General features: G+C 60.1%; 26 protein-coding genes and 2 tRNA genes. 7 read left to right on the top strand and 21 right to left on the bottom strand.

The window, feature by feature from the left end:
- Positions 1–139: 139 nt before the first annotated feature.
- The 5 genes from AB4N85_RS17170 to AB4N85_RS17150 all read right to left on the bottom strand — a co-directional run bounded on the left by AB4N85_RS17170 (position 140) and on the right by AB4N85_RS17150 (position 4,441).
- Positions 140–388, bottom strand: a complete 249-nt coding sequence (locus AB4N85_RS17170; protein WP_150638764.1) for a bacteriocin immunity protein — start codon at positions 386–388, stop codon at positions 140–142.
- Positions 389–438: 50 nt separating this feature from the next.
- On the bottom strand, positions 439–708 hold the full coding sequence (locus AB4N85_RS17165) for a bacteriocin immunity protein (RefSeq protein WP_095181649.1): 270 nt from the start codon (positions 706–708) through the stop codon (positions 439–441).
- A gap of 9 nt (positions 709–717) precedes the next feature.
- Positions 718–1,965 carry an S-type pyocin domain-containing protein gene (locus AB4N85_RS17160; RefSeq protein WP_460065185.1) on the bottom strand — a complete coding sequence of 416 codons (1,248 nt, stop codon included), beginning with the start codon at positions 1,963–1,965 and terminating at the stop codon, positions 718–720.
- Between the two features lie 226 nt (positions 1,966–2,191).
- Positions 2,192–2,268, bottom strand: a tRNA-Met gene (locus tag AB4N85_RS17155).
- A gap of 115 nt (positions 2,269–2,383) precedes the next feature.
- Positions 2,384–4,441, bottom strand: a complete 2,058-nt coding sequence (locus tag AB4N85_RS17150) for a methyl-accepting chemotaxis protein (RefSeq protein ID WP_095181651.1) — start codon at positions 4,439–4,441, stop codon at positions 2,384–2,386.
- 432 nt (positions 4,442–4,873) lie between these two features.
- On the opposite strand from AB4N85_RS17150, the gene AB4N85_RS17145 reads away from it, so the two are divergent.
- Positions 4,874–6,091 (top strand): MFS transporter, encoded by a 1,218-nt coding sequence (locus AB4N85_RS17145; RefSeq protein ID WP_252868284.1) that lies wholly within the window; start codon positions 4,874–4,876, stop codon positions 6,089–6,091.
- Between the two features lie 144 nt (positions 6,092–6,235).
- Here the strand turns inward: AB4N85_RS17145 and ychF are convergent, their stop codons facing one another.
- The 8 genes from ychF to AB4N85_RS17105 all read right to left on the bottom strand — a co-directional run bounded on the left by ychF (position 6,236) and on the right by AB4N85_RS17105 (position 13,158).
- Positions 6,236–7,336, bottom strand: coding sequence for a redox-regulated ATPase YchF (gene ychF, locus AB4N85_RS17140; protein ID WP_016773202.1), 1,101 nt, complete (start codon positions 7,334–7,336; stop codon positions 6,236–6,238).
- Positions 7,337–7,358: 22 nt separating this feature from the next.
- Positions 7,359–7,943 (bottom strand): aminoacyl-tRNA hydrolase, encoded by a 585-nt coding sequence (gene pth, locus AB4N85_RS17135; RefSeq protein ID WP_016773203.1) that lies wholly within the window; start codon positions 7,941–7,943, stop codon positions 7,359–7,361.
- A gap of 171 nt (positions 7,944–8,114) precedes the next feature.
- Positions 8,115–8,717, bottom strand: coding sequence for a 50S ribosomal protein L25/general stress protein Ctc (locus AB4N85_RS17130; protein ID WP_056790308.1), 603 nt, complete (start codon positions 8,715–8,717; stop codon positions 8,115–8,117).
- Between the two features lie 141 nt (positions 8,718–8,858).
- Complete coding sequence (locus tag AB4N85_RS17125; protein WP_003171603.1) at positions 8,859–9,800, bottom strand: ribose-phosphate pyrophosphokinase; 942 nt, start codon at positions 9,798–9,800, stop codon at positions 8,859–8,861.
- Between the two features lie 45 nt (positions 9,801–9,845).
- A tRNA-Gln gene (locus AB4N85_RS17120) sits at positions 9,846–9,920 on the bottom strand.
- A 37-nt stretch (positions 9,921–9,957) separates the two neighbouring features.
- Entirely contained in the window at positions 9,958–10,809 is an 852-nt protein-coding gene (gene ispE / locus AB4N85_RS17115) for a 4-(cytidine 5'-diphospho)-2-C-methyl-D-erythritol kinase (RefSeq protein ID WP_122706695.1), read from the bottom strand.
- Positions 10,810–10,812: 3 nt separating this feature from the next.
- Entirely contained in the window at positions 10,813–11,430 is a 618-nt protein-coding gene (lolB, locus tag AB4N85_RS17110) for a lipoprotein insertase outer membrane protein LolB (RefSeq protein ID WP_016773207.1), read from the bottom strand.
- A gap of 3 nt (positions 11,431–11,433) precedes the next feature.
- Positions 11,434–13,158, bottom strand: a complete 1,725-nt coding sequence (locus tag AB4N85_RS17105; RefSeq protein WP_236168896.1) for a tetratricopeptide repeat protein — start codon at positions 13,156–13,158, stop codon at positions 11,434–11,436.
- 182 nt (positions 13,159–13,340) lie between these two features.
- On the opposite strand from AB4N85_RS17105, the gene hemA reads away from it, so the two are divergent.
- From hemA to AB4N85_RS17075, 6 genes are all read left to right on the top strand, one after another.
- Positions 13,341–14,627: a glutamyl-tRNA reductase gene (gene hemA / locus AB4N85_RS17100; protein ID WP_016773209.1), complete on the top strand. Its 1,287-nt coding sequence runs from the start codon at positions 13,341–13,343 to the stop codon at positions 14,625–14,627.
- The gene (prfA, locus tag AB4N85_RS17095) at positions 14,624–15,706 is read left to right on the top strand and encodes a peptide chain release factor 1 (RefSeq protein ID WP_016773210.1); all 1,083 of its coding nucleotides are present in this window, start codon (positions 14,624–14,626) and stop codon (positions 15,704–15,706) included. Before hemA ends, prfA begins: the two co-directional genes overlap by 4 nt.
- Positions 15,707–16,537 (top strand): peptide chain release factor N(5)-glutamine methyltransferase, encoded by an 831-nt coding sequence (prmC, locus tag AB4N85_RS17090; protein WP_041480004.1) that lies wholly within the window; start codon positions 15,707–15,709, stop codon positions 16,535–16,537.
- Entirely contained in the window at positions 16,531–17,286 is a 756-nt protein-coding gene (locus AB4N85_RS17085; protein ID WP_095181653.1) for a molybdopterin-synthase adenylyltransferase MoeB, read from the top strand. Before prmC ends, AB4N85_RS17085 begins: the two co-directional genes overlap by 7 nt.
- Positions 17,279–18,070, top strand: a complete 792-nt coding sequence (gene murI, locus AB4N85_RS17080; RefSeq protein ID WP_122747842.1) for a glutamate racemase — start codon at positions 17,279–17,281, stop codon at positions 18,068–18,070. Before AB4N85_RS17085 ends, murI begins: the two co-directional genes overlap by 8 nt.
- A gap of 111 nt (positions 18,071–18,181) precedes the next feature.
- Positions 18,182–18,700, top strand: coding sequence for an acyloxyacyl hydrolase (locus AB4N85_RS17075; RefSeq protein WP_041480001.1), 519 nt, complete (start codon positions 18,182–18,184; stop codon positions 18,698–18,700).
- Between the two features lie 133 nt (positions 18,701–18,833).
- Here AB4N85_RS17075 and AB4N85_RS17070 read toward each other — a convergent pair whose 3' ends face one another.
- The 8 genes from AB4N85_RS17070 to phrB are packed head-to-tail and all read right to left on the bottom strand — an operon-like array spanning position 18,834 to position 25,623.
- Positions 18,834–19,139 carry a YkgJ family cysteine cluster protein gene (locus AB4N85_RS17070; RefSeq protein WP_024014290.1) on the bottom strand — a complete coding sequence of 102 codons (306 nt, stop codon included), beginning with the start codon at positions 19,137–19,139 and terminating at the stop codon, positions 18,834–18,836.
- Positions 19,140–19,191: 52 nt separating this feature from the next.
- Positions 19,192–19,683, bottom strand: coding sequence for a DUF2878 domain-containing protein (locus AB4N85_RS17065; RefSeq protein WP_460065177.1), 492 nt, complete (start codon positions 19,681–19,683; stop codon positions 19,192–19,194).
- Positions 19,676–20,941, bottom strand: a complete 1,266-nt coding sequence (locus AB4N85_RS17060) for an SAM-dependent methyltransferase (RefSeq protein WP_236168897.1) — start codon at positions 20,939–20,941, stop codon at positions 19,676–19,678. Before AB4N85_RS17060 ends, AB4N85_RS17065 begins: the two co-directional genes overlap by 8 nt.
- A complete protein-coding gene (locus AB4N85_RS17055) occupies positions 20,928–21,743 on the bottom strand; it encodes a DUF1365 domain-containing protein (protein ID WP_236168898.1) in 816 nt (271 codons plus the stop codon). The genes AB4N85_RS17060 and AB4N85_RS17055 overlap by 14 nt, the downstream gene beginning before the upstream one ends.
- The gene (locus tag AB4N85_RS17050; protein ID WP_236168899.1) at positions 21,740–22,987 is read right to left on the bottom strand and encodes an NAD(P)/FAD-dependent oxidoreductase; all 1,248 of its coding nucleotides are present in this window, start codon (positions 22,985–22,987) and stop codon (positions 21,740–21,742) included. Before AB4N85_RS17050 ends, AB4N85_RS17055 begins: the two co-directional genes overlap by 4 nt.
- Complete coding sequence (locus tag AB4N85_RS17045) at positions 22,984–23,766, bottom strand: SDR family NAD(P)-dependent oxidoreductase (RefSeq protein WP_041479996.1); 783 nt, start codon at positions 23,764–23,766, stop codon at positions 22,984–22,986. Before AB4N85_RS17045 ends, AB4N85_RS17050 begins: the two co-directional genes overlap by 4 nt.
- A complete protein-coding gene (locus tag AB4N85_RS17040) occupies positions 23,763–24,185 on the bottom strand; it encodes a nuclear transport factor 2 family protein (RefSeq protein ID WP_041479995.1) in 423 nt (140 codons plus the stop codon). The genes AB4N85_RS17045 and AB4N85_RS17040 overlap by 4 nt, the downstream gene beginning before the upstream one ends.
- Entirely contained in the window at positions 24,178–25,623 is a 1,446-nt protein-coding gene (gene phrB, locus AB4N85_RS17035) for a deoxyribodipyrimidine photo-lyase (RefSeq protein ID WP_236168900.1), read from the bottom strand. Before phrB ends, AB4N85_RS17040 begins: the two co-directional genes overlap by 8 nt.
- Positions 25,624–25,630 lie beyond the last annotated feature (7 nt).

The following is a 25,630-nucleotide window of genomic DNA, read 5'->3' as shown; positions in this document are numbered from 1 at the left end:
TTACAGCCCTCCCGCTCAGCGGCCGCGCCAATCGATCGGCCGAAAACGATGCCCTTGTGGGAGCGAGCCTGCTCGCGAAAGCGGTAGCTCGGGTGGTGCGATCTTCTTGAGAGTGATGCAGGGTTAGTGAGTCAGAAACTCATTGCTTGAAGCCCGGCAGACCATGGGTAGAGCGCCACTTTTTCACGATTTCGGTAATGCTCTCGGCTGTTTGTTGTTTCATATCCTCGGGCCAATAGATAAGGTCAGTGCCCGCTGGGTGCTCACACAGACGTACAAATTCAAACAACAGCGGATCGAGAATCTCGTCTGGGCTTGTGTTGGCTGCAAGAACAGATTGCACAAATTTCAAGAATTCTGCTTCGGTGTAGTCGGATATGTTAGTCATAACGTTCTCAAGTTGAAGTTCCACAGTTCAAATGAAACGGGCGGCAGGATTCATGTCTTGAACCCAGGTAGTCGATTCGCTTCGCGCCATGCCATGACTGTACGAGCTATTCCGGCAGATGTTGTATCTGCTCCGGGCTCGGGGTAGTAGATCAGATCCATCCCGCTCGGATGTCCTACTATCTTGTTGAAGTGCATAATCAATGCATCTGCACGGAGATCTGTCGGCGCTATATCCTCCTTTCTTATTTCATCTATGAGATCAATGAAATCCTGCTCGGTATAGTCGGAAAAGCTGCTTTTGATGAATGGGTCGCTCATGCTATGCCCTTATTTACGGTGTACGTCGACATGGTTTTTGGGTGTGTAGACCCTTAGGTTATCTACGTTGTAGATATCACCACCTTCGGATATCGGTTCCACATGATGAATCTCATGAGAGATCCTTTTCCCTGCTGCATCACCTAAGCGGGCGCGGGGCGCATTTCCGTTGCGCATACGTCGTAGATTATCTTCGCTGACCTGTTGTGCCACTGCGCTGTCTTTTGAGGCAACGGCCCAAAAAGCCCGCCTAAACGAATCAAAACTAGAATATTCGCTCCCTCTGAGTTTATCCGCGATGCTGGTCGGAATAGGGGCGCCACCCTGAGCTTGAGCATGGTCAAGCCAAATACCGCCCACATCCTCACCCACCCCCGTAACGATCCCCGGCGTCAGCCTCGCCGGCCTTGAATAAACCACATACAACGACTTCAGCCCGGTGTCCGCCGGGAACACCAGAATACAATCCTCGGCCGTTACATCCTCGCCCGGCAGACCCTCAATCTGGCTATCGGTGTTGTCCGGGATCGGGTGGACGAGGATCGGGTCGAGTGCCTCACCGTGGTCGGGATAAACCAGCGGAGGCATCGATCCCAACGGCCCGCGTTGCGGCGTCCAGAGAATGGTGATGCCGTTGAGCTTGGCCTCCATGGCGGTCTTGTCGGCGTTCCACTTGACGTTCACCGTGCGTACGGCGTCGTCGCCAGAGGCGCCGGAATGGATGCCGTAAACCCGCAGAACACCTTCGGCATCACGACGAAACTGGAAGCGCACGCGCGTGGTGGCGCGGCTCATGCGGCGTAGTTCTTCGTCGGTGTGAAGCGTGCCGTCGGCCATTTTGCTCGGCAGCATTCCCAGCACGAACACGCTGGCCGGCCCGCCGGCGCCACGGATGGCCCAGTTCAGGCGCTGTTGCAAAATCCCGCCGCCGGCCAGACGCCCCAAAGCCAGGTCGGCACCTATCGCCGTCGCTACAGCGGTACTGGCGGAGGGCATGAGCATGGCGCCGGCGACCATGATCTTGCCGAAGTTGCTGGCTGGCTCCTCGGCAGTGCCAGCGTCCGTGCGACACCAGTTGTCCGGCGTGCAGGACTTGGCAAAGACCCTGTCTTCGCGTGGCTTGGGCGCAGGCCACTCATCCTTCTCGATGTGCACCGGCTCCGGCGCTTTCGGTGGAAGCAAAGTAAACCAGGCCCTGCCACCGCTATACGGATTTAATAACCAGTCATCGTCGAGAAGGTATTTGTATTGAGGCATGCCAACTCCCTGTATGGCGCTGAGTCGAGCCAGGGGAGCTTGTCGGTATAGGAGCGATTCGGGGAGAGAGCGACAGGTGGCTGATGCTACGAAAGATCCGTTTCGTACCAGAGATCTACTTTTTTCTTACGGAGGCATCTGAATTGCATGCAGGGAGCGGGAGGAAAAGGACTTTTCTCGAGGCATAAAAAAACGGCCTACCTTTCGGTAAGCCGTTTTTAGTACTTGGTGGCTACACAGGGACTTGAACCCCGGACCCCAGCATTATGAATGCTATGCTCTAACCAACTGAGCTATGTAGCCAAGTGGCGCGCATTATTCCCCTGAAATGGCAAAGCGTCAAGCGTAAATCGAAAATATTTCTTCCTGTTTTCAACTGCTTATCCTCCAGCCCCGAAAATCGGGGCCGGGGAGGGCGTCAGCGCAGTTGGAATCTGGCGGTATTGGCGCTCAGTGCCTCGCTACCCTGGCTCAAGGTGTCCGCCGCGAGGTTTACGGCGCGTGCGCCTTCGAGCAAACGCACCGCCGCTTGATCGACCTGCTGGATATTGCCGCTGACTTCGTCGGCAGTGCTGGCCTGTTCTTCAACCGCTGTGGCGATTTGCGCCAGGGTGTCGGTGACACTCTGTACGGCGCTGGCGATTTCTCCCAGGCGTTCGCCGAGTCCGGTGACTGCTTCGGCATCCGATTGCGCCTGACCACAGGCGGCTTCCATCAGGCTTACCGCTTCGTTGACCGTGGCGCGCAGGCTGTCGACGGTGCCGGCGATCTGCGCGGTGGACGATTGCGTGCGCTGCGAGAGGCTGCGCACCTCGTCGGCGACCACGGCAAAGCCGCGACCCTGTTCGCCGGCGCGGGCGGCCTCGATGGCGGCGTTGAGCGCGAGCAGGTTGGTCTGCTCGGCGACGCCGCGAATGGTATCCACGACCAGTTGAATCTGCTGGCCTTGCTCGCTGACCCGGCCAAGCGCGGCGGCGGTATCGTTAAGGCGCTGATTGAGCTGCTGAATGCTCGCCGTGGTGCGTTGGCTGTCGCGGCTGCTGTCGGCGGCGATGCGCCGGGTTTGCTGGGCGCTGCCGGAGGCCTGTTCGCAACTCTGCGCGACGCCTTGCGAGGTGGCGGCCAATTGCGTGGCGGCAGCGGCGATCTGGCTGATCTGCAATTGCTGCGCTTCGACTTCGCTCAGGGCGCCGCTGGAGTGTTGGTTGAGGCTGCGCACCGCGTTGCTCAACTGCGAGGTCTCGTGGTCGACGCCGAGCATGCTGCTGCGCAATTGCACCACAGCGACGTTGAGCGCGGTGCTGATCGCTGCCAGCTCATCGCGCCCCACCACCGGCACTTGCAGGCTCAGGTTACCGTCGCGCAAGGCTTCGGCGAGCAAGGTGATGCCGCTGGCGCTACGGCGGATCGAGGCTTGCAGGCAAACGAACAGGTATAACGCGGCCAACAGCAGGCAACCGAAGATTGCGGCGACAACAATGAACTGGCGGATCGCCGAGCTGTAATACGCATCGAGCCGCTGATCCAGCGCGACCAGGGATTGCTGGCGCAGGGAAGCGAGGTCGGTGAGCAGCGCGTCGAGGCTGCGTTCGAAGTCCTCTGGCTTGAGGTTGATGCTGCCGCCAAACACACCGTCGTCGAGGACTTTCAGGCCGCTGTCGAGGTGTTTCAGGCTGTCGTGATACTGGCCGGCCCAAGCTTGCAGCTCGGCTGGCAGACGCGCCTCCAGCAGGCCGGCGGTTTTCACCAGTTGCTCGCGGGCGTCACCAATGCGGCTGCGCAGGTCGCGCAACTGCAGGCGGCTCTGCAGGGTGAACTGACCGGAGACGACCGAAGCCTGGCCGACTGCGGCGAGACGGCCGACCCGCTCGATCAGGTCCGGCGCGTGCTGCGTGGAAATCTGCGTCAGCAGGTAGGTTTCCAGCCACGGTGCAAGGGTCAGGCGATTGTCCATGACGATCTGCTCGCGCAAGGCTTGCAGCGCGCCCAAGGCATTGGTGAAGCGGTCATAACCGTCCGGCCACCAGCCGACACTGCTCAAGCTTTTCGAATCAAGGCCATTGAGTGCGGTTTGCAGCGCCTGAAAGCGCTCGAGGATTGCGCCGTCGGCGCCTTGCTGGTTCAGGGCATTGCCCAGCTCCGTGGTGGCTTGCAGCACCGCCGGTTGCACGCCGTCGAAGGCGGCCATGGCGGCGAGAGTGGCCGGTGTCGGCTGACGATTGGTCTCGGTGGCGCGCCAGCGGGCGGCGCGGTCGCGTTGAGCGGCGAGCAGGTTGTCCAGCGCATCCAGCGCGAGCAACTGACGCACGCCGGCACGTTCGCCGGAGATCAGATTGAGCTTCTCGCGATAGTCATGGCCGATCATCAACAGGCTGCCGGCCAGCGGCAGAATGAACAGCAGAAACAACAATTGGAATTTACCTGCGAAGCCAAACCGCCCCAGCAATTTGATCCCCGGTGAAAGGAAAGCCTGCATGCCTCATGACTCCTCTGGACACCACGCACCATTGGCGTGCATCGCGAACCTTTCGGCTGCGACCTGTGCCCTCTAAAAGGCCTCGAAAGTTCATCCTCGCCCGCTCTGTAGGCCGGCTCTGTAGCGAAACTTCCCATTGTCGAGCGCCTTTGTAAGGCGATCGTGTTCAAGGGCAGAAGCAAGGCAAGATTCAGACCATGGCGTTGCGCTATCACCTTCGCCACCAACGATCCCCTGTAGGAGCTGCCGAAGGCTGCGATCTTTTGACTTTGATGCTTAGAAGCAAGATCAAAAGATCGCAGCCTTCGGCAGCTCCTACGCGAGATAGGAATGTTGGTTAGTTAGCTGGCTAAGGGGATAGCGCTGGCGCACCGAAAAATGGCACATTGACGCACCTGCCTGCGGGCACCCATCTGCTGTCCGGAATTTTCCATGGCTATCAGCAACGTCCAGACCGCCGCTGCCTCGGCGACCGCTGCTCCGCAAAGCAGCCCTTTGGTGATGCGCATCATCGGCGCGGTGGCGCTGGCGCATCTGATCAATGACCTGATCCAGTCGGTGCTGCCGTCGATCTACCCGATGCTCAAGGCCAACTATGGCCTGACGTTTACCCAGGTCGGCCTGATCACCTTGACCTTTCAGTTGACCGCGTCGCTGTTGCAGCCGTGGGTCGGATATCACACTGATCGCCACCCCAAACCGTGGCTGTTACCGGCAGGCACGGTGTGTACCTTGATCGGCATTCTGATGATGTCGGTGGTCGGCAGCTTCCCATTGATTCTGCTGGCGGCGGCGCTGATCGGCATTGGCTCGTCGACCTTTCATCCGGAAGCCTCGCGTGTTGCCCGGCTGGCCTCGGGCGGCCGGTTTGGTCTGGCGCAATCGACCTTTCAGGTCGGCGGCAATGCCGGCTCCGCGCTTGGCCCATTGCTGGCGGCGGCGATCATCATTCCCTTCGGCCAGGGCAATGTGGCGTGGTTCGGTCTGTTCGCAGTGTTTGCGCTGTTCGTGCTGTACCGCATCAGCCGTTGGTACGCCAACCACCTGAACCTGTTCAAGCTCAAGGCCGGCCAAGCCGCGACGCACGGCTTATCGAAGGGCAGGGTGACCAGTGCCTTGGTGGTCCTGGGGCTGCTGGTGTTCTCCAAATATTTCTACATGGCCAGTTTCACCAGCTACTTCACCTTCTACCTGATCGAGAAGTTCGACCTGTCGGTGGCGAGTTCACAATTGCACTTGTTCCTGTTTTTGGGCGCAGTGGCGGCGGGGACGTTCTTCGGCGGGCCTATCGGCGACAAGATCGGGCGCAAGGCAGTGATCTGGTTTTCCATCCTGGGGGTGGCGCCATTCACCCTGATCCTGCCGCATGTCGATCTGTTCTGGACCAGCATTCTCAGCGTGGTGATCGGTTTCATTCTGGCGTCGGCATTCTCGGCGATCGTGGTGTACGCGCAGGAACTGGTGCCAGGCAATGTCGGGATGATTGCCGGGATCTTCTTCGGACTGATGTTTGGTTTCGGCGGGATTGGCGCAGCGCTGCTCGGGCATCTGGCGGATGTGCACGGGATTGAGTACGTGTATTTCCTTTGCTCATTCCTGCCGTTGTTTGGTGTGTTGGCGATCTTTCTCCCGCGTACTAAAAAAGCTTGAGATCAAAAGATCGCAGCCTTCGGCAGCTCCTACAGGGGATAGATGTACATCTGTAGGGGCTGCCGAAGGCTGCGATCTTTTAACAATCTTTCGGGCACAAAAAAGCCGCGTATCAAACGCGGCTTTTTCTTGTGCGGCTGTTGCTTAGACGTTGAAGCGGAAGTGCATCACGTCGCCGTCCTTGACGATGTAATCCTTGCCTTCCAGGCGCCACTTGCCGGCTTCTTTGGCGCCGGCTTCGCCCTTGTACTGGATGAAGTCGTTGTAGGCGATGACTTCGGCACGGATGAAGCCTTTTTCGAAGTCGGTGTGGATCACGCCGGCGGCCTGTGGTGCGGTGGCACCGACCTTGACGGTCCAGGCGCGGACTTCTTCGACACCGGCGGTGAAGTAGGTCTGCAGGTGGAGCATTTCGTAACCGGCGCGGATCACGCGGTTCAGGCCAGGCTCTTCCAGGCCCAGGGCCTCGAGGAACATGTCCTTCTCTTCGCCATCATCGAGCTCGGCGATTTCCGCTTCGATCTTGTTGCACACCGGAACGACCATGGCGCCTTCTTCTTCGGCGATGGCCTTGACCACGTCCAGGTGCGGGTTGTTCTCGAAACCGTCTTCAGCCACGTTGGCGATGTACATGACCGGCTTGGTGGTCAGCAGGTGGAAGCCCTTGATCACGGCTTTCTCGTCCGCGCTCATGTTCTTCATCAGGCTGCGTGCCGGTTTGGCTTCGGTGAAGTGCGCGATCAGTTGCTCGAGCAGAGCCTTCTGAACCACGGCGTCCTTGTCACCGCCCTTGGCGTTGCGCGCGACTTTCTGCAGTTGTTTCTCGCAGCTGTCGAGGTCGGCGAAGATCAGTTCAAGGTCGATGATTTCGATGTCGCGTTTCGGGTCGACGCTGTTGGACACGTGGATCACGTTGTCGTCTTCGAAGCAGCGCACCACGTGAGCGATAGCGTCGGTTTCGCGGATGTTGGCCAGGAACTTGTTGCCCAGGCCTTCACCTTTCGAGGCACCGGCGACGAGGCCGGCGATGTCGACGAATTCCATGGTGGTCGGCAGGATGCGCTTGGGATTGACGATGGCCGCCAGCGCTTCCAGGCGTGGATCAGGCATCGGCACGATGCCGCTGTTCGGCTCGATGGTGCAGAAGGGGAAGTTCTCCGCCGCGATACCGGATTTGGTCAGGGCGTTGAACAGGGTGGACTTGCCGACGTTAGGCAGGCCGACGATGCCGCAATTGAATCCCATGGTGTTTCCCCTCGGGTAAAAGTCAGGCCTTCTGGCTGTGCAGGTTTTTCATCGCGCGGTTCCATTCCCCGGCGAGGATATCCGGCAGCACGCCGAGGGCAAAGTCGATGCTGGCATCGAGTTTTTCCTGTTCGGCGCGTGGCGCACGACCCAGGACGAAATTTGAAACCATACTGGCAACGCCTGGGTGGCCGATGCCAAGCCGCAGACGGTAGAACGTATTCTGATTGCCCAGTTGCGCAATGATGTCGCGCAACCCGTTGTGACCGCCATGGCCGCCGCCCTGCTTGAGCTTGGCAACGCCCGGAGGCAAGTCGAGTTCGTCATGCGCCACGAGGATTTCTTCAGGCTTGATGCGGAAGAAACCGGCGAGTGCCGCCACGGCCTGGCCGCTGCGGTTCATGTAGGTGGTGGGAATCAGCAGACGAACATCCTGACCCTGATGCGAGTAGCGCCCGGTCAGGCCGAAATATTTGCGATCGGCCACAAGATTCACATTCTGTGCGTGGGCGATGCGCTCAACAAAAAGGGCCCCTGCGTTATGCCGGGTCTGTTCGTATTCAGCGCCTGGATTTCCCAGGCCAACGATCAGTTTGATGGCAGTCACGATAGGGGCCCTTCCTTGGAGTGGTGGATAACATCGCCGCGATCGGGGAAAGCGGCGAAAGTGGACGAAAAATGCTCATTTACCATGGATGTAAACTCCGCGTTCTCGCCCGCTTTCTCGCTACGTTCCAGTCCGCGATGTTACTTGCTCACTCCGGCATGACAGAGTGAATTACTCTGCTTCGCCTTCTTCGGCAGGTTCTGCAGCAACACGTGGAGCGTGGACGTTGGCAACAGCCTTGTCATCGCCGTGTGCCAGAGCAACGAACTCAACACCTTTAGGAGCTTTGAGGTCCGACAGGTGAATGATGGTGCCGATTTCTGCTTTCGACAGATCGACTTCGATGAACTCAGGCAGATCTTTTGGCAGGCAGGTCACTTCGATTTCAGCAACAACGTGCGAAACTTCGCCGCCTTTCTTCACTGGAGCTTCTTCGCCAACAAAGTGTACAGGCACGATGGCGGTCAGTTTCTGGCCGGCAACAACGCGTACGAAGTCAGCGTGCATCACGTGGCCTTTGGCCGGGTGACGCTGCAGCGCCTTGATGATGACGTTCTGCTTGGTGCCACCAACGTTCAGCTCGATGATGTGGCTGTAAGCCGCTTCGTTTTCGAGCAGTTTGGCAACTTCTTTGGCCAGCATGCTGATGGATTCAGGGGCTTTGTCGCCACCGTAAACAACAGCTGGAACCAGAGCGGCGAGACGACGCAGGCGGCGGCTCGCACCTTTCCCCAGGTCGGAACGCACTTCAGCATTCAGAGTAAAATCGTTCATTTTGTATCTCCAAAATAGCCATGACCGAGTGGCGTTTGCGACCAGCGCCGAACACGGTATGGGCAAAAAAGCCCCGCCCCGACAGGAATGCCGGGGCGGGGCGCTTTTCGTCAACGAGACATTTCGCGAAGGGCAGGGCCCTTAACGGAACATCGCGCTGATCGATTCTTCATTGCTGATGCGGCGAACCGCTTCGGCAACAACCGGTGCGATATCCAGTTGACGGATACGTGCACAGGCTTGTGCTGCAGCGGACAGCGGGATGGTGTTAGTGACCACCAGCTCGTCCAGCACGGAATTTTCGATATTCTCGATGGCCCGGCCCGACAGCACAGGGTGTGTGCAGTAGGCAAAGACCTTGGCTGCGCCATGCTCTTTCAGGGCCTTGGCCGCGTGGCACAGGGTGCCGGCGGTATCGACCATGTCATCGACCAGAATACAGGTACGCCCTTCGACATCACCGATGATATGCATCACTTCAGAGTGATTGGCTTTCTCACGGCGTTTGTCGATGATCCCGAGATCGACGCCCAGCGACTTGGCAACAGCCCGTGCACGCACGACGCCACCAATGTCCGGGGACACGATCATCAGGTTTTCGAAGCGCTGATCTTCGATGTCATCCACCAGAACCGGGGAGCCGTAGATGTTATCTACCGGAATATCGAAGAAGCCCTGAATCTGGTCAGCATGCAGATCAACCGTGAGAACACGGTCGATGCCGACTACGGTAAGCATGTCAGCAACGACTTTCGCGCTGATAGCCACACGTGCGGAACGCGGACGGCGATCCTGACGGGCATAACCAAAATAAGGAATAACAGCAGTGATACGAGTAGCTGAGGAGCGGCGGAAGGCATCAGCCATCACTACCAGTTCCATCAGGTTATCGTTGGTCGGAGCGCAGGTCGGCTGAATAATGAAGACGTCTTTACCGCGAACGTTTTCATTGATCTCGGCTGTGATTTCGCCGTCGGAAAACTTGCCGACAGAGATGTCACCGAGAGGGATATGCAGCTGACGTACGACACGCCGAGCCAGATCGGGGTTGGCATTCCCCGTAAAGACCATCATCTTGGACACGCGCAGTACCTAGAGGCTGAGGGTAACCTGGATGAGTAGAGAAAATGGCAGGGGCGGCTGGATTCGAACCAACGCATGGCAGGATCAAAACCTGCTGCCTTACCGCTTGGCGACGCCCCTGTATCTGTTGCTTTCAAGTGCCGGGCACTTGATTCCTTTAGAGCAGACTTTGCAGCTTGCGATGCAACATCGAAACGTTGCTTCCTTTCGCTACAAACCCTGTAAGGGTCTCTGTCAGAAGGGCCGAGACTTTATCAGCTTCAGCTTTGCTTGGGAAGCCCCCAAACACACAACTTCCAGTTCCGGTGAGCTTTGCTTCGGTAAATTTACCTAACAAATCCAATGCGTTACGTACCTCTGGATAACGCCTTGCGACCACCGGCAAGCAGTCATTTCGACTGTTTCCCTCGGGAACGGGGCGCACTTTAATGGGCGGTGTGTTACGTGTCAACAAAGGATCGGAAAAAATTTCTGCCGTACTAACAGCGACTTGCGGCACGAGCACCAGATACCACGGTTCTTCGGGGTCGACCGGGGTCAGTTTCTCGCCGACGCCCTCGGCAAATGCCGCATGGCCACGGACGAACACTGGTACGTCGGCACCGAGTGACAGGCCCAGTTGCGCCAGACGATCTTCATCCCAGCCCAACTGCCAGAGATGGTTGAGGCCGAGCAAAGTCGTCGCCGCATTCGAACTGCCGCCACCGATGCCGCCGCCCATGGGCAGCACCTTGTCGATCCAGATGTCGATGCCGAGCGCGCAGCCGGACTGTTGCTGCAACATCTTCGCCGCGCGCACGATCAGGTTGCTGTCGTGGGGCACGCCGGCGAACTCGGTGTGCAGCTGAATCACGCCGTCATCGCGCACGGCGAAAGTGATTTCATCGCCATAATCGAGGAACTGAAACAGCGTCTGCAATTCGTGATAACCGTCTTCACGGCGACCGAGAATGTGCAGCATCAAGTTGAGTTTGGCCGGCGAGGGCAGGGTCAGGCGTGCAGCGGTCATGCTTTATTGCCCCAACTTGCGCGGTTGCCAGGTTTTGATCACCAGCGTCACGTCGAGGTCGGTGCCGTGCAGCTTGATGCGCTCGGGGAGCCAGTAACCATTCTGTTCGGTGTAGGCGGTGTATTCGACTTTCCAGCCGTCCTGCTCAAGGCTGGCCAGACGGCTGTCGGCGTCCAGATTCAAGCGACTCTTGCTTTCCGGGGCTGGCAGGCCGCGAACCCACCAGGCCAGATTCGACACCGGCAGTTTCCAGCCCAGCTGTTCTTCGAGCAGGGCTTCAGGAGATTGCGATTCGTAGCGGCCCTGGTTGGCGACTTCCAGTGATACTTTGCCCGGACGCCCGGTCAGGCGTGCCGCACCACGACCCAGCGGGCCGGACAGGCGAATGTCGTAGTAGTCCTGACGCTGCAGCCAGAACAGCGTGCCGCTGCCGGAATCTTTCGGCGCGCGGATGCCGATCTTGCCGTCGATCTGCCAGCCATCGAGGCCGGTCAGTTGCTGTTTATTCGCCGCCCACTGGGCCGGGCTGCCGTGGCCCTCGACCGATTCGCGAGTGCCGAAACCCGAACAGCCGGCGAGCAGGGCGATGAAGCTGAAAACAATAACGTGGCGCAAAAGCATGGTTTAAAGATTCTCGGATCCGGTCAGGCGCTTGATGGTGCTGCGCAGAATGGTGCTGTCGGGCTGATCCTTGAGGAACTTGCCCCACACTTGTTTGGCTTCGCGCTGATTGCCCTTGGCCCAGAGGACTTCGCCCAGGTGCGCGGCGACTTCGTGGTCAGGGAAACGCTCGAGCGCCTGGCGCAGGTATTTCTCCGCGTCGTCCAGATTGCCCAGGCGATAGTTCACCCAGCCGAGGCTGTCGAGTACCGCCGGGTCTTCCGGATTGATCTGGTGCGCCTGCTCGATCAGCGTTTTTGCTTCAGCGTAGCGGGTGGTGCGATCGGACAAGGTGTAGCCCAGCGCATTCAGCGCCATGGCGTTGTCCGGGTCGCGCTTGATGATCAGGCGCAGGTCTTTCTCCATTTGCGCCAGATCATTGCGTTTTTCCGCGAGCATGGCGCGGGTGTAGAGCAGATTGAGATCGTCCGGGTATTTCTGCAGCGCTTGTTGCAGAACTTTCCAGGCCTTGTCGTCCTGTTTATTGGCCGACAGGGTTTCCGACTCGATCAGATACAGCTGGATCGCGTAATCCGGTTGCTCGTCACGCTCGGCCGCCAGCTTGCTCTGCGCTTCGACGGTTTTGCCGTTGCTCATCAGGATATCGGCCTGACGCAGCTGTGCCGGCAGATAGTCATTGCCCGGGCCGACCTGGGCGTATTCGATGAGCGCGCCTTGCGGGTCATTGCGTTCTTCGGCAATCCGGCCGAGATTCAGATGCGCTGAATCGACGTGGCTTTCGCGAGCGATCAGGTCTTCCAGATAGTCCTTGGCTTCATCCCACGCCTTGGCTTCCAGGCACACCAGTGCCAGCGAGTAACGCAGTTCATCGTCTTCCGGGTATTGCTGAACGAGCGTGGAGAATTCGGCCTTGGCGTCGTCCATGCGGTCCTGTTCGACCAGCATGCGCGCGTAAGTCAGGCGCAGGCGTTTGTCTTCCGGGTATTTCCTGATGCTTTTCTGCAACAGCGGCAGCGCTTCGTCGCCACGGTTGAGCAATTGAAGCAGGCGCGCGCGCAGCAGGATCGGTGCGATCTCGCCGTCTTCCGGTGGGTTGTCTTCGAGCAGAGTCAGCGCGCCTTGATTGTCGCCGTCCTGCTGCAACAGCAGAGCCTTGCCGAAAATCAGCTGATTATTGTTCGGGTGGCGCTGGAGCAAACGGTCGAAGCTTTTCATCAGGCCGTTGCGGGTTTCCTGATCGGTGTCGGCGGCCGACAGCGCGAGGAAATCGAAATGGGTGTCGCCCTTGCCCTGCAGGACTTTCTCCATGTAGACCATGGAGTCGTCGTAACGCCCGGCGCGGGCCAGTTGCACGGCAGCGGCGCGTTGCGCTTCGAGATCATCCGGAGCGTTGCGCGCCCAGATCAGCGCGGTGTCGAGGGCCGGTTGATCGGCGCCCAGATATTCGGCGATGCGGAACGCACGCTCGGAAACGCCCGGATCCTGGGTGTTGATGGCCTGGGTCACGTAATTGTCCAAGGCAATGTCGAAACGATTGCGCTGGCCGGCGAGTTCGGCGCTCAGCAGACTGAACACGGTTTCCTCGCTGAACGAGCCGTAAACCTTGGGCTTTTCAGGCGCGGGCGTGGTGTCTTCGACCGGCGGGGTGCCGTCCGGCGCAACGGGCGCCATGGCCTGGCAGCCGCTGAGGAAGACAAAAGCGAGGAGCAACGCGGAGGATCTATTCATATAGGAAGAGGACGACTAACCTGCGGTCGGATCATCATGACACAAGCCTTCGGCCAAACATAACCGAGACTCAATTGTGGCCATTATAGGGGCTGACGATTGGGACAATAGTCAGCGGTAGTTGTTCTGAATCTTTCGAAGTAGGACAATTGCCGGCTTCACGTCACCACCAGCGACCTTGAATGGCCTTCCTTGCACTCGGTATTAACCACAAGACTGCTTCAGTAGACGTCCGCGAGCGCGTGGCCTTTACCCCTGAGCAGCTGGTGGAGGCCTTGCAGCAGCTCTGCCGACTGACCGACAGCCGCGAAGCCGCGATCCTCTCCACCTGCAATCGCAGTGAGCTTTATATAGAACAGGATCAGCTCTCGGCCGATGTCGTGCTGCGCTGGCTCGCCGATTATCACCATCTGAGCCTGGACGAGCTGCGCGCCAGTGCCTATGTGCATGAAGACGATGCGGCTGTTCGTCACATGATGCGCGTCGCTTCCGGGCTCGACTCGCTGGTGCTGGGCGAACCGCAGATTCTCGGCCAGATGAAATCGGCCTACGCCGTGGCCCGCGAGGCCGGCACCATCGGCCCGCTGCTGGGGCGGCTGTTTCAGGCGACGTTCAATGCCGCCAAGCAGGTGCGTACCGATACTGCGATCGGCGAGAACCCGGTGTCGGTGGCGTTTGCTGCGGTGAGCCTGGCGAAACAGATTTTCAGCGATCTGCAACGCAGCCAGGCGCTGCTGATCGGTGCCGGCGAGACGATTACGCTGGTCGCGCGCCATTTGCATGAGCTGGGGGTCAAGCGCATCGTCGTTGCCAACCGCACGCTGGAGCGCGCCAGTCAACTGGCCGAACAGTTCGGCGCCCACGCGGTGCTGCTCTCGGACATTCCGGCGGAGCTGGTGCGCAGCGACATCGTCATCAGTTCGACCGCCAGTCAGCTGCCGATCCTCGGCAAGGGCGCGGTGGAAAGTGCGCTGAAGCTGCGCAAGCACAAGCCGATCTTCATGGTCGACATTGCCGTACCGCGGGATATCGAACCGGAAGTCGGCGAGCTCGACGACGTTTATCTGTACAGCGTCGACGATCTCCACGAAGTGGTCGCCGAGAACCTCAAGAGCCGCCAGGGCGCTGCGCAAGCGGCGGAGGAGATGGTCTCGGTCGGCGCCGACGATTTCATGGTGCGCTTGCGCGAACTGGCGGCAGTCGATGTGCTCAAGGCCTATCGTCAACAGAGCGAACGCCTGCGGGACGAGGAATTGCAGAAGGCCCTGCGTCTGCTGGCCAACGGCGGCAACGCCGAAGACGTGCTCGGGCAACTGGCCCGTGGCCTGACCAACAAACTCTTGCATGCGCCCAGCGTGCAGTTGAAAAAGCTGTCTGCCGAAGGCCGCCTCGATGCGCTGGCCATGGCCCAGGAACTCTTTGCCCTTGAGGGCTCACCGGATAGTTTTTCGGATAAAAAACCGCAATGAAAGCGTCACTGCTCAACAAGCTGGACATTCTCCAGGACCGTTTCGAGGAACTGACCGCGCTGCTCGGCGACGGTGAAGTCATTGCCGATCAGGCCAAGTTCCGCGCCTATTCCAAGGAGTACGCCGAACTCGAGCCGGTAGTGGCCGCCTATAAAAAGCTGCTCGGCGTACAAAGCGATCTTGAAGGCGCGCAGGCGCTGCTCAAGGACAACGACCCGGACATGCGCGAAATGGCCGTGGAAGAAGTTCGCGAAGCCAAGGAGTTGCTGGTCACGCTGGAATCCGATCTGCAGCGCATGCTGCTGCCTAAAGATCCGAATGACGGGCGCAACGTCTTCCTCGAAATTCGCGCCGGCACCGGTGGCGACGAGGCGGCGATCTTCTCCGGCGACCTGTTCCGCATGTACTCGCGTTATGCCGAGCGGCGTGGCTGGCGCGTAGAGATCCTCTCGGAAAACGAAGGCGAACACGGTGGCTATAAAGAAGTCATCGCGCGCATTGAAGGCGACAACGTTTACGGCAAGTTGAAATTCGAGTCCGGCGCACACCGCGTCCAGCGCGTGCCGGCCACCGAATCCCAGGGCCGGATCCACACCTCGGCCTGCACCGTGGCGGTATTGCCCGAGCCGGACGAGCGCGAAGCCATCGAGATCAACCCGGCGGATCTGCGCGTCGACACTTACCGTTCCTCCGGGGCTGGTGGTCAGCACGTCAACACCACCGATTCGGCGATCCGCATCACCCACATTCCGACTGGCACCGTCGTCGAGTGTCAGGAAGAACGCTCCCAGCACAAGAACCGTGCCCGGGCGATGGCGTGGCTGTCGGCCAAGCTCAACGATCAGCAAAACGCAGCGGCAGCCAACGCGATTGCCAGTGAGCGCAAGTTGCTGGTCGGCTCCGGCGATCGATCCGAGCGTATCCGCACCTACAACTACGCCCAGGGCCGGGTCACCGACCATCGCGTCAACCTGACCCTGTATTCGCTGGATGAAATTCTCGCCGGTGGCGTCGAAGCTGTGATCGAGCCCTTGCTGGCCGAATATCAGGCTGACCAACTCGCAGCGATAGGTGAATAAATGACCATCATCGCCAGCCTGTTGCGCGCCGCCGAGTTGCCGGACTCGCCGACTGCGCGTCTGGACGCTGAATTGCTTCTCGCCGCCGCACTGGGCAAGTCGCGCAGCTTCCTGCACACCTGGCCCGAGCGCATCGTGCCGAGCGAGGCTGCGCTGACCTTTGCCGAGTATTTGCAACGGCGGCGTAGCGGTGAGCCGGTGGCTTATATTCTCGGCCAGCAGGGCTTCTGGAAGCTGGATCTGGAAGTCGCGCCGCACACGCTGATTCCGCGTCCTGACACCGAATTGCTGGTGGAGGCAGCCCTTGAGCTGCTGCCGGCAACTCCGGCCAAGGTTCTTGATCTGGGCACCGGCAGTGGCGCGATTGCTTTGGCCTTGGCCAGCGAACGGCCGGCGTGGAAAGTCACTGCCGTGGATCGTGTGCTTGAAGCCGTGGCCCTGGCCGAACGCAATCGCCAGCGTCTGCACCTGAACAACGCTACGGTGCTGAACAGCCATTGGTTCAGCGCACTTGCAGGCCAGCGCTTTCAACTGATCATCAGCAACCCGCCGTACATTGCCGCCGCCGATCCGCATCTGGTCGAGGGCGATGTACGCTTCGAACCGGCCAGTGCGCTGGTCGCCGGTGAAGATGGCCTCGATGATCTGCGCCTGATTGTTGCGCAGGCGCCGGATCATCTTGAAACCGGAGGCTGGCTGATGCTCGAACACGGCTATGATCAGGCCGAAGCCGTGCGTGATCTGCTGCTTACCCGTGGCTTTGAAGAAGTCCACAGCCGCACCGATCTGGGCGGCCATCAACGCATCAGTCTGGGGCGCCTGCCGTGCTGAATGATCAGGAATTGCTGCGCTACAGCCGGCAGATTCTGCTGCAACACATCGACATCGACGGGCAGCTGAAGCTCAAGGCCAGCCGCGTGCTGATCGTCGGCCTCGGCGGTCTCGGCGCGCCAGTGGCGCTGTATCTGGCAGCAGCGGGCGTCGGCGAATTGCATCTGGCGGATTTCGACACGGTCGATCTGACCAATCTGCAACGGCAGATCATTCACGACACCGACAGTGTCGGCATGTCCAAGGTCGACTCGGCGCTCAAGCGCCTGGGCGCGATCAATCCGGAAATTCAACTGGTCGCCCATCGCCAGGCGCTGGACGAGGATTCTCTCGGTGCAGCGGTGGCGGCGGTGGATCTGGTGCTCGATTGTTCGGACAACTTTTCCACGCGCGAGTCGGTTAACGCCGCTTGTGTTGCCGCGTGCAAGCCGCTGGTCAGTGGCGCGGCAATTCGTCTGGAAGGGCAATTGTCGGTATTCGATCCTCGGCGTGCCGAGAGCCCTTGCTACCACTGCCTGTACGGTCACGGCAGTGAAGCCGAACTGACCTGCAGCGAGGCCGGCGTGGTCGGGCCATTGGTCGGTCTGGTTGGCAGCTTGCAGGCGCTGGAAGCGTTGAAGGTGCTGGTCGGCTTTGGTGAACCCTTGGTGGGGCGACTGTTGTTGATCGATGCCTTGGGCTCGCGATTCCGTGAGCTTCGCGTCAAGCGCGATCCGGGCTGCAGCGTCTGTGGCGCGCGCCATGCGTGAAGCGCCGATCGGCGTGTTCGATTCCGGGGTCGGCGGCTTGTCGGTCCTCGGCGAAATCCAGCGCTTGCTGCCCAACGAATCGCTGCTTTATGTCGCCGATTGCGGGAACATTCCTTACGGCGAGAAAACCCCGGAATTCATCCGCGAGCGTTGCAGCGTGATGGCCGGGTTTTTTCGCGAGCAGGGGGCCAAAGCTTTGGTGCTGGCGTGCAATACCGCGACCGTGGCGGGGGTTGCCGATCTGCGTCGCGATTTCCCCGACTGGCCGATTGTCGGCATGGAACCGGCGGTCAAACCGGCCGCAGCGGCCACACGAAGCGGCGTGGTTGGCGTCCTGGCCACGACCGGCACATTGCAGAGCGCGAAGTTTGCCGCGTTGCTCGATCGCTTCGCGGCTGACATAAAAGTCATCACCCAGCCCTGTCCGGGACTGGTCGAACTGATCGAAACGGGTGATCTGCACAGCGCCGAATTACGCACTTTATTGCAAGGTTACGTCGCTCCATTGCTGGCGCAAAACTGCGACACGATCATTCTTGGCTGTACCCATTATCCCTTCCTCAAGCCGCTACTCAGGTCGATGATCGCCGACGATGTCAGCTTGATCGATACCGGAGATGCCGTGGCCCGGCAGTTGCAACGCTTGCTCGCCGAGCGTGATCTGCTGGCGCAACGTCCGAGCCAGCCGGTGAAGTTCTGGACCAGCGGCGATCCGCAATCTCTCAGAAAAATCCTACCGTTGCTGGGCCAAACTGCGTCGAATGTGCAAAACTTCGACTTGTAAAAAAAATGTGAAATAACTAAAAAAACGCTGAACTTCTGACCAAGCGCGGATTTCTATAGCGACAGCAGCAACTAAAAACCAAACGATCGTTCCGGAAAAGGAAGTTTCAAAGTGAAGCGACTATTCTGCTTGGCCGCGATTGCGGCCGCACTGATGGGGCAAAGCATTACTGCACAAGCCGCTGGCGTTGAATTCGCCGTCGGCGGTACCAGCGATTCGACAATGACGTATCGCTTAGGCATGAATTTCGACTGGGACAAGAGCTGGCTGCAGAGCGACGTGGGTCGCCTGACCGGCTACTGGAGCGGTGCCTACACGTACTGGGAAGGTGACAAGACTTCCAGCAACAACAGCCTGTCGTTCTCGCCTGTATTCGTTTACGAGTTTGCCGGCCAGTCGGTCAAGCCATACGTGGAAGCGGGTATCGGCGTGGCGTTCTTCTCCAACACCGAATACGAAAGCAACAACCTGGGCGGCTCCTTCCAGTTTGAAGACCGCATCGGTGTCGGCCTGCGTTTCAACGGCGGCCACGAAGTCGGCATCCGCGCCACGCACTACTCCAACGCCGGCCTGTCCAGCGACAACGATGGTGTAGAAAGCTACGCGCTGCATTACACAATGCCGCTGTAATCCGCCTACGCGGAACCAACGTGGGAGCGAGCCTGCTCGCGAAAGCAGAGTGTCAGTCAATTCAAATGGTGGCTGACACACCGCCTTCGCGAGCAGGCTCGCTCCCACAGTTGTTTCTGCGCCGTCAAAGAAATCAGCGGTAGGCTGTAGCGATACCCCGGCGCTCTTCGATGCACTCCGGCGCGCCCATTTCAAACTCGCGGCAAATCAGCGGGCGTCGTTCATAGATCGTGCACATCATGCTGTCGCGATCCAGTGCCGCGCACCAGCCGTCGTCCAGACGCAGCATCACTTCGCCGCCCCATTCATCGGTATCGATAAAGCGATCAGGCACGCCGGTGTCGGTGATCAGCATCACTTCGAGCTGGCAGCAGCACGCCGCACAGGTCGAGCAGGTGACCGCCGGTTCGGCGATTTGGGTGTGTGGGATGGTTTTCATCGTGGCAGTGTAAGGCAGTGATCGCGGTGGGTGTGAAAGCGCTGACGGACGCTCACGGCGCCAGACGCCGCGCCATCAAATGCAACAGTGGGAACAAGCCTGCCCAGAGCAGCCCGATGACGATCAGCGTCGATACTTCGCCGTAAGGGAAATGCACGCCGGCCAGGCGTCCGCCACCGTAGTACGACAACGCCCCGCCCACCGCGCCAAGTCCGCTGGCCAGCCACCATGGCCGCGCGCTCCAGGCCAGGCAGTGGCGCAACGTGGTGGCGAGCAGTGCCCACAGCAGCATCAGCCACAGCGGAATCAGCGGTGACGCGTCTGCAAAGCGGAACACGTCGAGGTAACGCAGGACACTGTCCACCGCCGTGCCGACAATCACCACGCACAGAATCAAACGACCTTCTGCCCCCCAACTGCTGATCCAGCGCAAATGAATCACCAGAGCCGCCAGTGCCAGCAGCAGCCACAAACTGTTGCCGCCAAGTACGCAGGCCAGCCAGCCGAGCTGAAACAGCACGGCATTGGCGATTCGCTCACGCATCGAAGCGTCCGAGCAGCGGCGCGGTCATCGCCGCCGGTTTGGCCAGCAGCAATTGCGCGGTGCCGATGGTGCGTTCGAGGAATCCGCCCTCGCAGTAGCACAGGTAAAACTCCCACAAACGCAGGAAATAATCGTCGTAGCCCAGCTCGCTCAGGCGACCATGGGCGAGGCGAAAGTTCTCGTGCCACAGGCGCAGTGTCTTGGCGTAATGCAGGCCGAAATCTTCCATGTGCAGCAGGTTCATGTCGGTTTCGCGGCCGACCACATCGAGCATCTTGTGCACCGAGGGCAGGGCGCCGCCTGGGAAGATGTAGCGCTGGATGAAGTCGACGCTGCGCTTGGCCTGTTCGTAGCGTTGTTCGCGAATGGTGATCGCCTGGAGCAGCATCAGGCCGTTGCTTTTGAGCAACTGCGCGCATTGTTTGAAGTAGGTCGGCAGGAACCGATGGCCGACCGCTTCGATCATCTCGATCGACACCAGTTTGTCGTACTCGCCGCTGAGGTCGCGGTAGTCCTTGAGCAGCAGGGTGACGCGATCCTGCAAGCCCAGTTGTTCGATGCGCTTGGCAGTGAACGCGAACTGCTCTTTCGACAGCGTCGTAGTGGTCACGCGGCAACCGTAATGCTGCGCTGCGTAAAGGGCCATGCTGCCCCAACCGGTGCCGATTTCCAGCAGGTGGTCGCTGGGTTTGAGCGCGAGTTTCTGGCAGATGCGCTCGAGTTTGTTCAGTTGCGCCTGTTCCAGGGTGTCGCTCGGCGAAAGGAACTGGGCGGCGGAATACATCATGGTCGGGTCGAGAAACTGTTCGAACAGTTCATTGCCGAGGTCGTAGTGCGCGGCGATGTTTTTCTGCGAACCCTTGCGCGTGTTGCGATTGAGCCAGTGCAGGCCTTGCACGAAGGGCCGGCCCAGACGCGCCAGGCCACCTTCCATGGCATCGAGTACATCGAGATTGCTGACGAACACGCGCACCACAGCAGTCAGGTCCGGCGAACTCCAATAGCCGTGGATGAATGCTTCGCCGGCGCCGATCGAGCCGCTACTGGCGACCATGCCCCACAGGGCCGGATCGAGCACATGGACTTCGCCGAGCAGAGCACTGCCCGGGGTGCCGAAAAGCATTTGTTCGCCATCCTCGACGACCATCAATTGTCCGTGTTTGAGCTGGGCCAATTGGCGCAACACGCCACGGCGCAGCAGCGAGCCGGTCAAACCGTTGGTGCTGAAGCGACCGAGCGGCAGGCTAGAGGATTTCATGGTGCGGCTCCTTCGGAGGCACAGTGGCGGTTTTAAAGCTGCCGTCGGCAGCCTGGTGAGGGAAGATCGGCGCGCGCTTGAGCAGCAGTCGCAGTGCTTGCCAATAAATCGCCAAAGCGGTTTTTGCGGTCATCCACGGGAAGCGCCGCAGGTAGCGATGCAGGCTGCGACGATCGAGCGGTTCGCGGCGCAGATTCAGTGTGGCGTCGAACAGTTTCTCGCTGCCCTGCCAATCGGCCATGTGCACACCCAGGCTTTGCGCGGCCGGGCTGAAGCTCATGCGGTATTCGAGGTCGCGGGGCAGAAACGGTGAAACGTGAAACGCCTTGGCTACAGCAAAATGTTGGTGGAAATCCACCAGACTGGTTGGCGTCTGCGCCGGCAACACGTAATGAAAACGCTCGCGCCATGGCGTATTGGTGACTTCACAAACGATCGCCGCGAGTTGTCCGTCGGCTTCATGGCAGTAGAAGAAGCTCACCGGATTGAACGACAACCCCCAACTGCGCGGCTGAGTCAGCAGGCACACCGTGCCTTGTGGCTCATGACCGATGGATGCACCGACCTGCTGGCGCACCGCCTCGATCAGGCGCATGCCCTTGCCGGTGAAGGTTTTCAGGTAATCGGTTTCGCGAAACGAGAACGGCGCAAAGCGGCTGCGCCCCGCCAGCGGCGACAAGGCCAGCACGGCGTCCTGTTCGCTCAGGTCGAGATAGAGCAGGCCAATGCGGTAGCGGAATTCGTGGCGGCGCGGCGCAAAACGTCGGTGGCCAATCACGCCGCTATACAGTGCGCTGTTCACAGGGTTTCACCGAACGCGGCGGCCACGCGCAAACCGCTGACCACGCCATCTTCATGAAAGCCGTTGGCCCAGTAGGCGCCGCAATAATGGGTGTGCTGCTCACCATCGAGTTCGCCCCAACGGTTTTGCGCGGCTGCGGCGGCCAAGGTGTATTGCGGGTGGGCGTAGGTATAGCGGGCCAGCACTTTGTCCGGGCTGATGCCGGCGGTCTGGTTGAGGCTGACGCAGAACGTGGTGTCGCTTTCGATGCCCTGCAGGATGTTCATGTTGTAGGTGACCGCCGCGCGGGTATGGCCGGCGCCGCCGAGGCGATAGTTCCAGCTGGCCCAGGCCAGTTTGCGCGTCGGCAGCAGGCGCGTGTCGGTGTGCAGCACGACGTCGTTGTCGGCGTAGAGCAGGGCACCGAGAATCGAACGCTCGGCGTCGCTCGGGTTGGCCAACAGCCTCAGAGCCTGATCGCTGTGACAGGCGAACACCACCTTGTCGAAATGTTCGAGGCCGGCCGGGCTGTGGATAACCACACCATGCTGATTGCGCTCGACGCGGCTGACCGGGCAGTTCAGGCGAATCCTGTCGCTGAACGAAGCGGTCAGCGGCGCGATATACGCACTGGAACCGCCTTCAATGACCTGCCACTGCGGCCGATCACTGACCGACAACAGGCCATGATTCTTGAAAAAACGCAGGAAAAACTGCAGCGGGAAATTGAGCATTTCCGCCATCGGCATCGACCAGATGGCCGCGCCCATCGGCACGATGTAGTGCAGGATGAAGCGCTCGCCGTAGCCGCCGGCCTTGAGGTAATCATCGAGCGTGGTATCGGCGGCGATGCGCAGTTCCACCAGGTCGCGCTGGGCTTCTTTGTTGAAGCGCAGAATGTCGCGCAGCATCCCCCAGAACCCGGGCGACAACAGATTGCTGCGCTGGGCGAACAGGCTGTTGAGGTTGTTGCCGTTGTACTCCACGCCAGTGTCCGGGTCGGTTACCGAAAAGCTCATTTCGGTCGGCTTGAACGCCACGCCGAGCTGGTTGAGCAAGCGAATGAAGTTCGGGTAGGTCCAGTCGTTGAACACGATGAAACCGGTGTCGATGGCGAACGATTGCCCAGCCACGCTGACCGGTACGGTGTGGGTGTGGCCGCCGACCCAGTCACTCGCTTCGAACACGGTGATGTCGTGGCGGCGGTTCAGCAGGTAGGCGCAGGTGAGCCCGGCGATACCGCTGCCAATTACGGCGATTTTCATATCGGGTCCCGCTGCGGAGGGTTCTTGCGCACCATGCGTTTGCCGATCGCCAGTTGCGCGCGGGCGGGCAGCTTGGACAGCGGCCACAGCGCGGCCATGAACAGCCCCGGGAAGGCAATTTCCAGCGGACGGTCCTTGAGTTTGGCGAAGATGTGCCGCGCCGCTTTATCTGCGGGCCAGCTCAGCGGCATCGGGAAATCGTTCCTCTCGGTCAGCGGCGTTTCGACAAAACCCGGGCTGATGATGGTGACTTCAATACCTTCATCCGCCAGATCGATGCGCAGCGATTCGAACAGGTAACGCAGCCCGGCCTTCGATGCGCCATAGGCTTCGGCCCGTGGCAGCGGCAGGTAAGTCACCGAGCTGGCCATGCCGACCAGGTGCGGCGCCGTGCCTTTGCGCAGCAGCGGCAGGGCGGCTTCGATGCAATAGCTGCTGGCGAGCAGATTGGTGCGCACCACGTGCTCGATGATCGACGAGTCGAACTGGCGCGCGTCGACGTATTCACAGGTGCCGGCGTTGAGAATCACGCTGTCCAGCGAACCCCAGGCCTCGGTGATCTGCTCACCGATTTCGCGCACGGTCTGACTGTTGGTCAGATCGCCGGGCACCACCAGCACCTGGCCCGGATAACGCTGGGACAAGACCTTGAGCGGCGCGGCCGAGCGCGAGCTGACCGCCAGGTGCGCGCCGCTTTTCAGAATGTCCTCACACAAGGCTGCACCGATGCCACTGCTGGCCCCGGTCAACCAATACCGCCGTGGAGGTGTACGACTCATCCCATTCTCCTTTTCAGCCAGGCAATCACCCGGCCCAATATTGGCAAGTGTTCATACAGCAGCGCCCCGGCATCGAAATAATCCCGATGGCGATAAACCTTGTCGCGCCAGAGCAGGTGCGAACAGCCACCGACTCTGATTTCCCGCCCGTTGGCCAGGCGCGGATGGCGATAACTCATGACCCAGCGCAGGTAACCCTCACCTTCGCGGATCTGGTCGAAACCATGAAAATCGAAACGCAGATCGCTGACGTTGGCGTACAGCTCGCTGAAGTAATCCTGCAGTTGTGCCAGGCCCTGAACTTCGTGCAGCGGATCGGTGAAATGAATGTCGTCGCTGTACAGCTCGCCGAGGCGATACAGGTTGTCTTTGTTCAACCCGCAAAACTCGCGGGCGAAACTGCGCAGGAATTCACTCATCGCTGCCGCCCACAGGCTGGCGCGACGGCAAGTTCTTGAACGCCGTCAGCGCACGCTCGCGTGAAGTGCTGAGATTAACGATCGGCGCCGGATAATCGGCCACGCCGAACAGTCCTCCGGCTGCCGCCGGATTGTGCACTTCCTTCTTGTTGAGCCCGGCCAGTTCCGGCAACCAGTGCTTGATGAACACGCCTTCGGCATCGAATTTTTCCGACTGGCTCAGCGGGTTGAAAATACGGAAGTAGGGCGCTGAGTCGGTGCCGGTCGATGAGCTCCATTGCCAGCCACCGTTGTTGGCCGCCAGGTCGCCGTCGATCAGGTGGCGCATGAAAAAGCGTTCGCCCTCGCGCCAGTCGATCAGCAGGTTTTTGGTCAGGAACATCGCCACGACCATGCGCAGGCGATTGTGCATCCAGCCGGTTTCCAGCAGTTGACGCATCGCCGCGTCGATGATCGGCAGTCCGGTGCGTGCCTCTTGCCAGGCCTTGAGTTCTTCCGGCGCATCGCGCCAGGCCAGCGCCTCGGTTTCCGGGCGGAAGGCGCGATGCCGGGAGACGCGTGGGTAGCCGACCAGAATGTGTTTATAGAACTCGCGCCACAGCAGCTCGTTGATCCAGGTCACTGCGCCGACCTTGCCGCTTTCGAACTCGCCCTGATTGCTTTGCAGTGCAGCGTGCAGGCACTGGCGTGGCGAGATGACGCCGGCGGCGAGATACGCCGACAGTTGGCTGGTGCCAGGTTTGGCCGGGAAATCGCGTTCGCTGCGGTAGTAGTCGATCTGCGCATCGGTGAAGGTGTCGAGGCGGCGCTGCGCCTCACGCTCGCCGGCCGGCCACAGGGCGCGCAGGGATTCGCTCGGCGTGGCGAAGCCTTTTACCGCCTCCGGAATTGCATCGCTGGCGATATCCAGCGCGGCCTGCTTGCCGGGTGCCTTGACCAGTGCCGGCATCGAGCGATGCAGGCGTTCGTAGCAGACTTTGCGAAACTGACTGAACACCTGGAAGTAGGTGCCGGTCTTGGTCAGCACTGTGCCGGGTTTGAACAGCAACTGATCCAGGTAACTGTGGAATTCGATGCCCTCGGCTCGCAACGTTTCGGCCACGGCTTCATCGCGGCGGCTTTCGTGAACGCCATATTCCTCGTTGGCGTGCACCGCCTCGACCTTCAATTGCCGGCACAGCTTGAGCAATTCTGCCGGTGCCTGATCCCAGTGCGGTGCGCTGCGAATCAACAACGGGATGTTCAGCGCGCCGAGGCTTTGGCTCATTTCGCGCAGGTTGCGCAGCCAGAAATCCACTTTGCACGGCGCATCGTCGTGCTCCAGCCACTGCTGCGGACTCAACAGATACACCGCCACGGTCGGGCCGCGCGCTGCGGCGGCCGCGAGGGCTGTGTTGTCATGTAGGCGCAGGTCGCTGCGCAGCCAGATCAGTTGCATGTGATTA

The organism is Pseudomonas sp. H1_G08 (assembly GCF_054681355.1).
This window is presented reverse-complemented; position numbering and strand designations above follow the sequence as displayed.